Origin of the sequence: Shewanella sp. SP2S2-6, from assembly GCF_031931965.1 — a bacterium.
GTDB classification, from domain to species: Bacteria; Pseudomonadota; Gammaproteobacteria; order Enterobacterales; family Shewanellaceae; genus Shewanella; species Shewanella baltica.
This window is the reverse complement of record NZ_JAUOEQ010000010.1, coordinates 48,324-61,717: the sequence shown is the minus strand read 5'-3', so window position 1 is coordinate 61,717 and position 13,394 is coordinate 48,324. Positions and strand designations below refer to the sequence as shown.

Annotated in this window: 12 protein-coding genes and 5 tRNA genes; 5 read left to right on the top strand and 12 right to left on the bottom strand. The window is 46.3% G+C overall.

Features of this window, described 5'->3' with window-relative positions; genetic code table 11:
- Together Q4Q57_RS09555 and rlmKL are read right to left on the bottom strand one after the other, a co-directional pair.
- Entirely contained in the window at positions 1-255 is a 255-nt protein-coding gene (locus Q4Q57_RS09555) for a glutaredoxin family protein (RefSeq protein ID WP_311890681.1), read from the bottom strand.
- The gene (rlmKL, locus tag Q4Q57_RS09550) at positions 248-2,377 is read right to left on the bottom strand and encodes a bifunctional 23S rRNA (guanine(2069)-N(7))-methyltransferase RlmK/23S rRNA (guanine(2445)-N(2))-methyltransferase RlmL (RefSeq protein WP_311890680.1); all 2,130 of its coding nucleotides are present in this window, start codon (positions 2,375-2,377) and stop codon (positions 248-250) included. Before rlmKL ends, Q4Q57_RS09555 begins: the two co-directional genes overlap by 8 nt.
- 257 nt (positions 2,378-2,634) lie before the next feature.
- On the opposite strand from rlmKL, the gene Q4Q57_RS09545 reads away from it, so the two are divergent.
- From Q4Q57_RS09545 to Q4Q57_RS09525, 5 genes are all read left to right on the top strand, one after another.
- A tRNA-Met gene (locus Q4Q57_RS09545) sits at positions 2,635-2,711 on the top strand.
- Positions 2,712-2,752: 41 nt separating this feature from the next.
- A tRNA-Met gene (locus Q4Q57_RS09540) sits at positions 2,753-2,829 on the top strand.
- Between the two features lie 41 nt (positions 2,830-2,870).
- Positions 2,871-2,947 (top strand) — tRNA-Met (locus Q4Q57_RS09535).
- A gap of 155 nt (positions 2,948-3,102) precedes the next feature.
- Positions 3,103-3,179: transfer RNA gene (locus tag Q4Q57_RS09530), tRNA-Met, on the top strand.
- 47 nt (positions 3,180-3,226) lie between these two features.
- Positions 3,227-3,303, top strand: a tRNA-Met gene (locus tag Q4Q57_RS09525).
- Positions 3,304-3,484: 181 nt separating this feature from the next.
- Here Q4Q57_RS09525 and Q4Q57_RS09520 read toward each other — a convergent pair.
- The 10 genes from Q4Q57_RS09520 to Q4Q57_RS09475 all read right to left on the bottom strand — a co-directional run bounded on the left by Q4Q57_RS09520 (position 3,485) and on the right by Q4Q57_RS09475 (position 13,294).
- Positions 3,485-3,898 carry a hypothetical protein gene (locus tag Q4Q57_RS09520; protein ID WP_311890679.1) on the bottom strand — a complete coding sequence of 138 codons (414 nt, stop codon included), beginning with the start codon at positions 3,896-3,898 and terminating at the stop codon, positions 3,485-3,487.
- 251 nt (positions 3,899-4,149) lie between these two features.
- On the bottom strand, positions 4,150-4,641 hold the full coding sequence (locus tag Q4Q57_RS09515) for a GNAT family N-acetyltransferase (RefSeq protein ID WP_311890678.1): 492 nt from the start codon (positions 4,639-4,641) through the stop codon (positions 4,150-4,152).
- Positions 4,642-5,095: 454 nt separating this feature from the next.
- A complete protein-coding gene (gene recR / locus Q4Q57_RS09510; protein ID WP_006082081.1) occupies positions 5,096-5,695 on the bottom strand; it encodes a recombination mediator RecR in 600 nt (199 codons plus the stop codon).
- Positions 5,696-5,707: 12 nt separating this feature from the next.
- Positions 5,708-6,037 (bottom strand): YbaB/EbfC family nucleoid-associated protein, encoded by a 330-nt coding sequence (locus Q4Q57_RS09505; RefSeq protein WP_006082082.1) that lies wholly within the window; start codon positions 6,035-6,037, stop codon positions 5,708-5,710.
- Positions 6,038-6,267: 230 nt separating this feature from the next.
- Positions 6,268-9,561 (bottom strand): DNA polymerase III subunit gamma/tau, encoded by a 3,294-nt coding sequence (gene dnaX, locus Q4Q57_RS09500; protein WP_311890677.1) that lies wholly within the window; start codon positions 9,559-9,561, stop codon positions 6,268-6,270.
- A 37-nt stretch (positions 9,562-9,598) separates the two neighbouring features.
- A complete protein-coding gene (apt, locus tag Q4Q57_RS09495; RefSeq protein WP_086010671.1) occupies positions 9,599-10,150 on the bottom strand; it encodes an adenine phosphoribosyltransferase in 552 nt (183 codons plus the stop codon).
- Between the two features lie 264 nt (positions 10,151-10,414).
- Positions 10,415-10,783: a YbaN family protein gene (locus tag Q4Q57_RS09490; protein ID WP_106650817.1), complete on the bottom strand. Its 369-nt coding sequence runs from the start codon at positions 10,781-10,783 to the stop codon at positions 10,415-10,417.
- Positions 10,784-11,137: 354 nt separating this feature from the next.
- Positions 11,138-11,884, bottom strand: a complete 747-nt coding sequence (locus Q4Q57_RS09485; RefSeq protein ID WP_311890676.1) for a putative DNA-binding domain-containing protein — start codon at positions 11,882-11,884, stop codon at positions 11,138-11,140.
- Positions 11,884-12,753 (bottom strand): DUF692 domain-containing protein, encoded by an 870-nt coding sequence (locus Q4Q57_RS09480; RefSeq protein WP_311890675.1) that lies wholly within the window; start codon positions 12,751-12,753, stop codon positions 11,884-11,886. The genes Q4Q57_RS09485 and Q4Q57_RS09480 overlap by 1 nt, the downstream gene beginning before the upstream one ends.
- Before the next feature lie 112 nt (positions 12,754-12,865).
- A complete protein-coding gene (locus Q4Q57_RS09475) occupies positions 12,866-13,294 on the bottom strand; it encodes a hypothetical protein (RefSeq protein ID WP_311890674.1) in 429 nt (142 codons plus the stop codon).
- Positions 13,295-13,394: the final 100 nt, after the last annotated feature.

The window sequence follows — 13,394 nt, the reverse complement described above, 5'->3', positions numbered from 1 at the left end:
CTAAGCTCCTGTAAACTCTTGTAATTGCGTTGCGTTAAATGGCCAATGTAATTCTCTATCATCCCAGGTTTTAAGCACTGGGATCGACACGCCATAACGCTGCGCGAGGTATTCATCGTCACATATATCTATGGCTCGATAGCCAATGTCGGCCGCGGCCAGTAACGCCGCGGCCAGTTCACACAGATGGCAGCCATCGGTGTGATATAGCAGATAAGTCCTGTTATCCCGCTCTGCTTGAGTCAACTCAGGCATGGGTGATAAGCCAGGTATTATGGATATGTGGATTACGTTTGTAGTCCATAGGCAAAGTCATGTCATCAATGTTCGTCACATTAATGTTCATCTTTGTCAGCGTCTCTATGTCCATCTTAAACTTACGTTTATTGTTAGAGAACACTAGCTCGCCCGTTGGGCTGAGCAGTTTTACTAAGGATGCCAGTAAGTTCACATGATCCCGTTGCACATCAAACGAATCTTCCATGCGCTTAGAGTTTGAGAAGGTCGGTGGATCGATAAAGATCAGATCGTACTGTTCGTTACAATCCCTAATCCACTGCATGCAGTCAGATTGAACAAACTCATACTGCTTACCTTGCAATCCATTGAGCGCAAAGTTGTCCTTCGCCCAAGCGATATAGGTATTTGACATATCTACCGTCGTCACCGACTTAGCACCGCCAAGCGCTGCATGCACAGAAGCTGAACCTGTGTAAGAGAACAAGTTCAGTACGCGGCGACCTTTAGACTTTTGACCGACTAAACGACGTGTCAATCTGTGATCGAGGAACAAACCTGTATCCAAATAACCGGTTAAGTTCAACTTGAACTTAGCGCCATATTCGGTAGTGATAAGCTCTAACTTGCGCTCATCCAGCTTTTGATATTGACTCGTGCCCTTTTGACGCTCACGCGTCTTCATGATCATCTTGTTAGGGTTGATGCCAATAGCCGACGGCAGGGCTAATAACACATCGCTTAAACGACGTTTAGTCACGGCTTCAGGTATGGTCGCTGGCGCCATATACTCTTGAATAATCACGTAATCTAAATACTTATCTACTGCGACGTTATATTCAGGAATGTCGGCATCGTAAATACGATAGCTGTCGATGCCTTCTTTCTTCGCCCATTTCTCTAATAACTTGGCATTCTTCTTAATGCGGTTAGCAAAAGCAGGGGCGATATCGGCAATGTCGACGCCATCTGGTAGCACTGGCGTATCACGGCGAGTACTGTTGGCATGTAAGGTGTAGATGTTAAAAGCACATTCAAGCGCGCCGTTGAACATCTTCATCTGTTTGTCGGCTTTAAGCTTTAGCGATGACACCAGTTCGATATCACTACACAGCATGGCCACTTTCCAGCCGCCAAACTCTTTCTTAAACTTGTCGCCCAGCTGATAGTAAAGCTGCAATAACTCAGACACATTGCCTAAACGCTCACCATAAGGTGGGTTAGTGATCAAATAGCCGCTTTCCGCAGGCGGCGCTATCGTTAAAGCATCTGCAACTTGAAACTCGATTAACTCCAGTACACCGGCATTTTCGGCATTACGTTTCGCTAACGCGACTAAGCGCGAATCGATATCAGAACCGTAGAATTTAATCTCGCAACGTTTCACGCCTAATGAGGCACGCGTTTTCGCTTCTTCAACGATTTCTTGCCATACGGCTTTATCATGGCGACGCCAATGTTCAAAACCAAAACGACTACGTTGCAGACCAGGGGCAATATCAGCCGCCATTAACGCCGCTTCAATCAGCACTGTACCGCTACCACAGAAAGGATCGAGCAAGGTCGAAGGCGCCGCTTGCCATCCACTGCGTACGAGCATATTGGCGGCTAAGTTTTCCTTCAATGGCGCTTCACCTGTGGTCGAACGATAGCCACGTTGATGAAGCGATGGACCAGAGAAGTTCATCGCAATCGTGATCACGCCATTACGGAAATGCGCATCGACTTTAAACTCAGCATCAACGCGAGACACATTCGGACGCTCAATATCATCGTCGCGGAAACGATCGACAATCGCATCCTTAATCTTCAAGGCGCCAAACTGGGTATTATTGATAAAACCACCCGTACCATGGAAATCGATACTAAAAGTGCTTTTATTGGAAAAGTGTGCCGGCCAATCAACACAATAAGCTGCATTATAGAGTTGTTCTGCCGACTCGCAGCTTCCTTTATAGATAACCAACACAATGCGGCTGGCTAAGCGTGTCCATAAAGTAATGCGATACGCTAAAGCTAAGGAGGCCGTGAAATACACACCAGCAACACTCTCTTTTACTTCAGTCGCACCAAATTCTGTCAGCTCTTGGGCTAAGCTATATTCAAAGCCCTTAGGGGCGGCGGCAAAAAAATTAAGCATGGGATAATCAGTACACAGTCAAAATCAAAGCGACATTATACCTGCTCGAATACATAAAAGATAAACAGTTATTAGCCCAAGTCCCATTTAGTCACTGTCTTGACCTAAGATAATCGACGAAAAATCCCCAACTTATACGTAAATCGTATGAAAGCCCCCCACTCCGCTTTATATTTAAGCGTTCACCACCTTTTTCGATCTTCGTCCTTGCAATGCCAAGGCGCTGCCGTTATAGTCTGCCCCGCTTTGAAGACGGACGCGGGATGGAGCAGCATGGTAGCTCGTCGGGCTCATAACCCGAAGGTCGTAGGTTCAAATCCTGCTCCCGCAACCAATTTAAAGCACAATAGTAAAGTAAAACAGATAGATATCGGACGCGGGATGGAGCAGCATGGTAGCTCGTCGGGCTCATAACCCGAAGGTCGTCGGTTCAAATCCGGCTCCCGCAACCAATTTAAAGTACAATAGTAAAGTAAAACAGATAGATATCGGACGCGGGATGGAGCAGCATGGTAGCTCGTCGGGCTCATAACCCGAAGGTCGTCGGTTCAAATCCGGCTCCCGCAACCACTTTCTATATGAGTTTATAACGAGAAACAGCTATCGGGCTCAACTCCTTATAAATAACAGGCGAAGGTAGTCGCTGATTTAACATTAGCAATCCGGCTACTGCAACCGATTCTTAAATGACAGAATTAAAACAGTGATTAACAGCAACAATCGGACGCGGGATGGAGCAGCATGGTAGCTCGTCGGGCTCATAACCCGAAGGTCGTCGGTTCAAATCCGGCTCCCGCAACCAATTCTTAGATGACAGAATTAAAACAGTGATTAACAGCAACAATCGGACGCGGGATGGAGCAGCATGGTAGCTCGTCGGGCTCATAACCCGAAGGTCGTCGGTTCAAATCCGGCTCCCGCAACCAATTTAACCAGCACAAGCTGGTTTTTTTGTATCTAAAAATTCGTAAAACCTTTCGTAAATAATCACTCGCGCACCCGGTAACTCGTCGGGCTCAACTCTTTTATAAACAACGGGCGAAGGTCGTCGGTTCAAATCACTTCAGCAACGGTATCCAAACTAATATTTAAATTATTCAGCTGACATCAATGCGTTTTTTGGATGTCAAATTTCGCCATAAAAATATCGGACAATATGACTCCTGCCATAGCACCAAAGGAAACGGTGAAAATCATGATAAAAGGTAGAGGTTTTAAATAAGCGGAAGTGAGCATGCCTTGACCAAACCAGTGCAGTAATAAACCAAGGAGCATGACACCAAAAGCGAGCTTATTCGCGGCAAAAAACATCGGAATTTCAAACGCCCATAGCTCCTTGTTTCCCTTAAATTGAGCGAAACCGAAATAGAGATAAAGCAGTAATGCGACCATAGCGATAGCACCAACACTGAGTGTATAGCTTAATTGAGATGTCCCAGCCAAGACTTGATAGCCAATACGAATGGAATAAATACCGACACCCAACCAAAGTATCAGCAGCGGCAATAAAATGAGTCCCATTTTTTATCCTTAAAACTTGAGATATACATGCACTTTGCACCTAAAGCGAGCTCTGAAAATGAGCGCTTAATGCTATTCACTAACCTCGGTTTGTGAAGTGAGCGCTTGAAGTACGTTCTTAGATTGAGCACTTAGCGTCAAATCTTATAGTAAGTACTTAAAGTTAGGACTTGGAATGGAATGAGCACTTAGAGTCCGTTCTTAAAGTAAATGTCTTAAGCAACTGTTAAAATAGCGCCGAGATCAGCATGCTACTTTATCCGCGCCATATGGTACACACTGACAAATTCACCATTTCTAAAGGCAAAATCCTTCGACTCACCTTCAATCACAAAACCAAACTTTTTATACAGACCAATGGCGGCATGATTGTCGGTATAAACCGTTAATTCAATTCGTTTTATATTCATCCATTTATCGGTAAGCTCAAGCATAGCGTTAATCAAAGCGCTACCAACACCGCGGCCTTGATAGCTATCCTTTACCCCCATTCCAAAGGAGGCTGCATGCCTGCGACGGGGTTGCTCGTACACCTCGAAACCCAACTCGCCGACAACTTCACCTTCAATCTCTGCGACATAGCGATGAATATTATTCGATGTTGCCGCAAGGCGTGACTCCCATTTATCGGTCGATGGCCAAGGGAGTTGTAAGGTTCCAGTATAGGCATTTGGGCAGGCATATACGGCTTGAATGGCTGCGGCGTCACGCTTCTCTGCATGCCTAATCGTAATCTTTTCCAATGAGTCCCCTCTATGGTTTTCTAATAAAAAATACCTGTCCGGTTCAACGTACACAGAGCTAAATCCACGAATTAGCTTAGGCACATGAACGAACACAATAGAAAATCGCAACTCTGCCCGCTTCTTATCTAACCGACTTTACGGATGAAGCTCGCATAAGACAAGTATGAAATTTAAAAACTATTGATAAACCTAGTTTTTATATGGATAGGTATCAGTTGATATGAGCATTTAAAACCACGGCGCTATCTCCACAGCCCTACCACACAGCCTCGACAATCCTGCCTCGACATCTAGATTGAAACACTAAGCAAATAAAAAACCCGCTCAAGATAAGTTCTTGGCGGGTTTATGGGATATCGCGACACTTAAGTCGAGCCGAACCGTTCAGCATTAAAATTAAGCTAATATAATCAATCACATTACACTAACTAAACTGAGTCACTGTGTTCTGTCAAAGCGGTAAACGACCATTAAATGACAAGGCTAACGTCGTGCTATCCACGTATTCAAGCTCTCCACCAACGGGTACGCCGTGGGCGATGCGACTGATCATCACCTTATGGCGTCTGGCCATATCAGCAATAAAATGCGCTGTGGCCTCGCCTTCTACCGTCGGATTGGTCGCTAAAATCAACTCGGCAACATCACCCGAAGCCAAGTGGCGCTCGAGTAACGCTAAACCTAGCTCTTCTGGCCCAACACCATCGAGTGGCGATAAATGACCTAAAAGCACAAAGTAGCGACCGGTGAAATGTCCACCCGCCTCAATGGCTAACACATCGGCCGGCGTTTCCACCACACAAATGGTGGAAGACGTGCCGCGTTTATGGCTAGCACAAATCGGACAGAGGGTTTCTTCAGTGTAGGTTCGGCAAGACTGGCAATGACCGACGTCACTCATCGCACTGGACAGCGCACTGGCTAATTTAAGCCCTGCTTTTCTGTCGCGCTCGAGTAACTGAAACGCCATACGTTGCGCCGATTTAGGCCCAACCCCAGGTAAACAACGCAGGGACTGAATTAACTCATCTAACAGTGGACTAAATTTCATCGGCTATCTCAATTAAAATGGCATTTTCATGCCTGGAGGTAATTGCATACCACCAGTGACTTCGGCCATTTTAGTTTTTTGGTTTTCTTCGATTCGACGGGCAGCGTCATTACAAGCCGCAGCAATCAAATCTTCCAGCATTTCTTTGTCGTCTTCCATCAGGCTTGGGTCGATTTCAACTTTACGCACTGTGTGCGCGCCAGTCATGGTGACTTTCACCAAACCTGCACCAGATTCACCCACCATTTCCATACGGGCGATTTCTTCCTGCACTTTGGCCATTTTTTCTTGCATCATCTGGGCCTGTTTCATCAGATTGCCCATACCGCCTTTTCCAAACATAGTCTTTTCTCTTCTATTAGGGTTAGTCGCAAGCATTAACGCGGCTAATCTTACTTAAATAAATGGGATTGGCAATCAATGCCGTTATCTTGTTAATAAACTTATGATCTCGATGCCGAGTTTCTCAGCAGCATCACTATAAATAGGTACTTTAAGCTCAAATTTAAACCACGGCGTAACAAATTAACGACCAAACTTTGCCCCTAGGACTCGTTGATTGTCGATAGTGGTTAACTCGCGGCCTCAGTTAGCTCAGGTAAAGCTTGTATTTGCTGACTGCGTAAATTCAACAACTCAGGTGGATACACTAAACTGTCGGCATCAAGTTCGGCGCCCATACGTTGGATCAGCCATTGCACATTGTCATCATGGATCAGTGATTGATGCGCCTGTTGCAGCAACTCTTGGTGGAAACGTTTACGTAACTCTAAAGGCGTTTCCCGCTGCGCATCGATTCCTATGACCACTTGTACCCGTCTTGGGTTCCCGAGCGCAGCACTTAAGGCTTGCTCGAGCTGCACTATGGCCACATCGGCCGCAAGATGCTTCTGGTTTGGCTTAAGCAACAGTGGCAAAGGATCGCTCTGGGTTTGGCAAACGGAATTCACCGCCAATTGCCGCACTCGTCCGCCGATCTCTAAGCTCGCCATCAACTTGTACCAATGCAAATCTAATGGATGACCACTAACAGGTTGAGTCGAACTGAGCGCAACGTGTGTCTCCTGCGTGCGTTCAACAGCACTAGCCGTCTGATTCAGTGCATCATTAGCAGTGTTGTTAGCCTCTAAAGATCCTTGGTCACCGTTGGCTGAGTCGACCTTAATTTCTGAGCCTTGAGCCACCATAACATCAGCAGCAACAACAGCGATATCATTATTGCCGCACTCAACCTGAGTCGTTTCGATAAGCTCAACCGTTAACTCTGCTTTTGGCTCAGCCTCCCAAGGCGGACGATCATATGCTGCCGGTTTGACTGGAACAACAGAAACAGAACTAGCTGAGTCTGCAATCGAAGATACGGATTGATGCAAAGCAATTGGCTCAAGATCTAAGTCAAAATCATCATCAAAATCTATCGCTAAATCGGGGTCTAAATCAGCCGCAGGATCAGCAGAAAATGACACATTTGTCTGACTGACATCACTTTTACTGGCCGACTTAGGTAAGGTGGCTACATTTGATTTACTGTTTGGTGTCTTTAACTTTGAGTCCAGTGACGACTTTTTTTCATCACCGTCCTTAACACTTAAGGCGCCGAGATCCGATAACAGTGAATCTCGCGCCGCCAACACAGCCGAGAGAATATCATCATCGGCTAAGGATGCAGAAGCAGGTGTTGGAATTGAAATTGGTGTCTGAGGAGACGCTTGAGCCATAGCTGCAGACTGACTATCAACTGAACCTTGCATGCCAACTGCACTTTGAATACCTATGCTTTGAATATCAGCAGAATGTTGAACACTATCCGAGTGTTGCACATTAGCTGAGTGTTGAACATCATCAGGTACCGCATGAGCTTCAAAGCTGTGATGAAAGTCATCATTGTAAGAGCCAGAAGAAAATTCAACATAAGCATCTTGATAGGAATCGAGCGGCGCTGACTCTTGGGCATAATCTCCCATCGCTGGATATGAATGCGCTGCTTCAGTTCCATAGGAACTATGCCCATCAAGCCCTTTTTGCTCAAGCGTGTTGTTAGCGGTGAGATTGTTATCCAGTGTGTTCTCAGCTGCGCTGTTGTTATCAGCAGATGTTGAATCAACAAGCGTTTCAGCCATAGCTGGATTAACAATACTCGACTCGGCAGCTGCCCCGATTAATTCAGGAACTTCACTATTCTGAGCATCTAAACTCGCAACCGATGCTTCAATGTCAGCAACGGGTTCAGAAATGTGTATAGAAGGCGCTTGAGCGGTTGATACTGTTTGAGTTTGAGGCTCTACCTCAGCATTCACTGTGTCAGCGTTTAAGCTGTCAGCGTTAAATCCCTGACTCTGCGCCTGACTTAGAATCACCGCCTGTTCGGCGATTAATGCCGCATCCGCTTCGAGCTCAGCATCAAGCGCCTGCTCTACAGTATCTGCTGGCTCAATTGACACGTCAGCCATGTCAACAGCGGCCGCTTGCGCGGTTTCAACTTGCTGGTTAGCGCTAGTTTGCTCAATTAATGCTGTTTTTTTTTCAGCAGGCACTGTTTGAGTGGTATGCGGTTCAGCTGTATGTGTTTCAGCAGTATGAGTTTCTGCACACTGTTGTTCATTTGCATGGGGAGCTTGCGCTGCAGCAGTTGCCGCAACGGGCGTTTGCCCTTCGGGTAAACGGATCTCAGCGACCGCATCTGGCTGCCAACGCTTTACCGGCTTTTCTGGCACAAATGCGACTGCGCGTAACAGCGCCATCTCAAGACCCGATTTAGGGTCTGGAGCATGGGGTAAATCTTTGCGGCCCGTTAATAAAATCTGATAATAAAGCTGCACTTGCTCCGGCGTCAGCTGCTCGGCAAAGGCGCGAATTTGCGCGCTATACAAAGATTGCTGCGCGGCCGCGGGAACAAATTGGGTCAAGGTAATTTGATGTAACAGCTCAAGCAAACTGCGCAGCACTTCTTGGGCATCTGCGCCGTACGCGAGCACTTGGGCACAGGTGTGCATTAACACGCCAATATCGGCATCGGTTAAGGCTTTAAGCAAGGCAACCACATGCTGCTCATCAATACTGCCCAGCATAGTTTGCACTTGAGTGAGCATCACATTGCCGCCACCAAAGGCGATCGCTTGATCGGTCAAACTCAAGGCATCACGCATACTGCCATTGGCGGCTTTGGCAAGAAGCTTTAAGGCTTCAGCATCAAAGGGAAACTGCTCTTGGGTCAAGATATGATTGAGCTGAGTGCCAATTTCGCCTTGGGTCAGGCTTTTTAAATTGAATTGCAAACAACGGGATAACACAGTCACGGGCAGTTTCTGTGGATCAGTTGTCGCCAAAAGAAATTTAACGTGTTCGGGGGGTTCTTCTAAGGTTTTGAGCAGTGCGTTAAAACTGCTGCGCGACAGCATATGCACTTCGTCGATGAGATAAACCTTAAAACGGCCACGGGTCGGACGATACTGCACATTGTCTAACAGCTCACGGGTGTCATCGACCTTAGTGCGGGACGCGGCATCGACTTCAATTAAATCGACAAAACGGCCTTGCGCGATTTCCACGCAGCTGCCGCAAACACCACAGGGAGTCGCTGTCACGCCTTGTTCGCAATTTAAGCCTTTGGCAAAGAGTCGCGCCAAGCTGGTTTTACCGACACCGCGCGTTCCCGTAAACAGGTAAGCATGATGTAAGCGCTGCTGGCTTAACGCATTGGTCAAGGCATGCAAAACATGGCTTTGGCCAACCATTTGATCAAATGTGGCAGGGCGCCATTTTCTGGCTAACACCTGATATGACATGGAACTCCCCAGAGTATGTGATACAAGAGCGGGAGCATGCGCCCCGAGAACTTTGAAAGATAACATGTCATGATTTGACATGCCATCAAACTATCCCAAGGCGCCTTTAGCTGCAGATTTATTCGCCTTCAAACTCACAAAGTTTAACCAACTCAAGCCCTAAAGCGGTTAAACGTGCTTCACCACCTAAATCAGGTAATGAGATCACAAAGGCTGCATGTTTAACTTCACCGCCCAGTTGGCGAATGAGTTTAACGGTCGCTTCAATAGTACCGCCAGTCGCGAGTAAATCGTCAACGACTAGCACTTTGTCATTTGGATTAATCGCATCGGTATGAATTTCTAGGCTATCGTGACCGTATTCCAGTTCATAGCTTTGGCTGATAGTCGCACGCGGTAATTTACCCGGTTTACGCACAGGCACAAAACCCACACCCAATTCTAAAGCCAACGGCGCACCGAATAAGAAACCACGGGCTTCGGTGCCCACAATTTTGGTAAAGCCTTGGCCACGATAATGTTCAACTAACAAGTCGATGGTCGCTTTATAGGCGGCTGCATTCTCAAGCAAACTGGTGACATCTCGAAATAAAATCCCTTCCTTAGGATAATTAGGAATCGTTTTAATGCTTTGCTTTATCAAGGATAAGGTTTCTGTATTCATAGCCATCATATTTACTTAATAAGTTACTTAATCAATTCACCAACCTAGCGTTGGCGGTATAAAACAAAACGTCCACACTGGGTGGACGCATTGTCGAAAGTCGGACAAAGCTTATGCCGCTTTAGTTTTAGTTGCAACAATCACAACGCACAAGTGATGGAAAGGTTATCAATTTGTGCCTCAGATCAAACCCTGTCGACACAGTGTTAAATCACCTCAACCATGACGCGACGAAAACGATTTGCCACACATTGAATCCACAGTGTCGCTCTATTCCGCTATTTCAGGGATCCCTTTGAGATACCAGAGTAAGACGAGTGCCATCACGAGCAGCAAACCTTTTACCCAAAGGATGGGCACCACAATAATGCTGACACTAAAACTCAGCGCGCTGACTATCATAGCTTTGCGTTTCAATCCCTTACGCATTGCTCGCTGCTCTTGCCACTGGGTTAAGGCATCGGCAAACCATGGGTGAGTCATCAACCAATGGTGTAAACGTTCACTGGAGCGGGCAAAGCAGAAAGCGGAAAGCAAGATAAACGGCACGGTCGGCAGCAAGGGCAGCACGATACCGAGTAAACCTAAGGCTAACGCGGTTAAACCTAACAATAAAAATAATCCGCGCTTTAATACCATCGATTTACTTACCCTTTATCAGAAAAACAAAAGCCACTCTAAGAGTGGCCAATAGTCTATGCGCTCGAGATTAACGCTCGCTTAAATTAGACCTAAGTGCTTTAACCAAGACAGGCTTGCTGGCAGAGTCGGCAACAGTAAAACTAAAATAAAACCAATAAAATACAAAAAATTAAATGGGTCTTTGAACGGCTGACTACTCATTACAGCTCCTCTAGTATGTGCAAGTATAAGTGCGCAGGAATCGTACAGTGATTGAGATCACAAAACGGCCGACATTGTAGCGGTTTGTCAAATTAATAAAAACCCTTTAGATGTAGGGTTATTGCATTTATTTCGGCAATAATCCCCACCTTAAGACTGACGACCGCGCACTATCCCTTTGGCCGCTAATTGCTCGAGTAACTGGCTACAACCTTGCCCAATAACCTGAGGTGCCATTTGAGGGTAAGTGATTGTTAACCAATCAAGTATCTCTTGAAAACTCGCTTGGCCCTGAGCTTGAAGAAATGCCAGCACCTGCGCACTTAAGGGGTTTAACTGTAAGAAACACACTTCGCAATCAACATCTTGATAGAGACAAAAAAACACTGGCGTATCGAGTTGTTGCTGCGGACGATAATCCTGACGAATGTGCTGCACCTCAAAATGATACTGCGCCACCCTCGCCGTCTTCGATAAACATAAGGCCTGCGTCGAAATTTGCGCTGGGCTAAGTTGAGATTCATCCCCACTCCCCTGTGCCACCGCGACGGCCAACTCCAGCCATTCATAGTGGGCTAATTCGAGCATAAAAACAGGATCATTCGCCGTGGGTTGATATTGCTGCTGTAAAAAATCTAAAAACTCGCCCGCGATGTCGATAAAAATTGGCGATTGGCAATCGTGCTGGCTAAAAAAACTTTGCACTAATGCCAACCACTCTTCTTCAGAGTACAAACTTTTCAGCACGGGAAAGCCGTTCGACACAAATCCCAGCACATTATTGAAAAATAACTCGCGGTAAACCTGCATGTGCCGAACATCAGTATCCGCGGGCAATGGCCGAGAAGGATCGCGGATATAATCGATAAAGGATTGCTGCACTTGCTTAAAATCCATTAGGCGATCCTCTTTACAACATGAGCGCTATTTTGAATGTGAGAGCTGTTCGCTGCCGCTTGATAAGCGTAGATTTGATTTAGCTCGAGCAACAATTCAGCGGTTGTCGGCACATTAAAGTCACGCTCAAGCAAGGTCGGCTTTACCCCATGTAAGGCATAGCAACGTTGCAACAATGCCCAAACGGGATCGTTAATGGCGGCGCCATGGGTGTCGATGAGTAAATCTTCAGCTTGCTTATAGTGCCCAGCGATATGCAGATAAGCGATACGCTCCGTCGGCATGGCCTGTAAAAAGGTATCGGCATCGTATTGATGATTTATCGAGTTCACATAGATGTTGTTCACATCGAGTAGCAGCTTACAATCGGCTTCTTGCAGCACGGCATTGACGAATTCAAGTTCGCTCATGTGCGCGCCGGGGGCGGCATAAAATGACACATTTTCTAAAATGAGTGGCCGCTCTAAAATATCTTCGACCTGCTTCACCCGCGCCGCCACATGCTTTACCGCTGCGTCGGTAAAAGGGATAGGCATGAGATCGTATAAGTGACCTTGGCCTGAGCAATAACTTAAGTGTTCGGAATAGACTTGGATTTGGTGTAAATCCATAAAGGTTTTGATGTTTTTTACAAACGTGAGATCTAAGGGTTCAGGGCTACCAATCGATAAGCTCAAACCGTGGCAATAGAAACTATGTTGCTCAGTCAGTTCACGAAATTGACGGCCAAACTTACCGCCTAAGGTCATCCAGTTTTCTGGTGCCACTTCAAAAAAATTAATCGCTTCAGGCACCGATTCACAAAACTCACTGAGCATTTCTCGCCGTAAGCCCAGCCCTACCTGTACCGCATTTTTTTGATTATTCATAGAACCTCACGAACGCTTGGTCATCGCTTTAGGATAAAACAAAAGAGACCAGCGCGGGCTGGCCTCTTTAGACTCAATAACCCCCATCACAGCGGGCTCAGTGCAGTCAGATTTATTTCATTTCTTTTTTAACGGCTTCGACTTTAACGTCAACTTTCTCTGCGGTTTTCTTCATATCAGCGCCACATTTCGCTTCACCACACTTACCTTCATGGGCCTTATCCGCGGCTTTTTTCATGTCAGCGCCGCATTTCGCTTCGCCACATTTGCCTTCATGGGCTTTATCTGCGGCCGCTTTCTTCATATCCGCGCCACACTTAGCTTCACCACATTTACCTTCTTTGGCTTTTTCAGCAGCGGCTTTCTTCATATCCGCGCCGCATTTGGCTTCACCACATTTGCCTTCTGAGCCGACAATTTGATAACCCGCATCCATTGCTTCAAAACCAAACGGGTTAGTTTGGGCATTGACAGCAAAAGCTGAACTCATGACGACTGAACCTAAGGCCACTGCAACTGCTGTTTTTTTAACTGAATTCATAAATAATCCCTTCTTGTTTATTGAGTAATGTTGACCAACAACAGTATAAGTAGCTGGCTTACTGCAAAAGACCTGCCCTGTTTCAATTCTATTGCAAAAA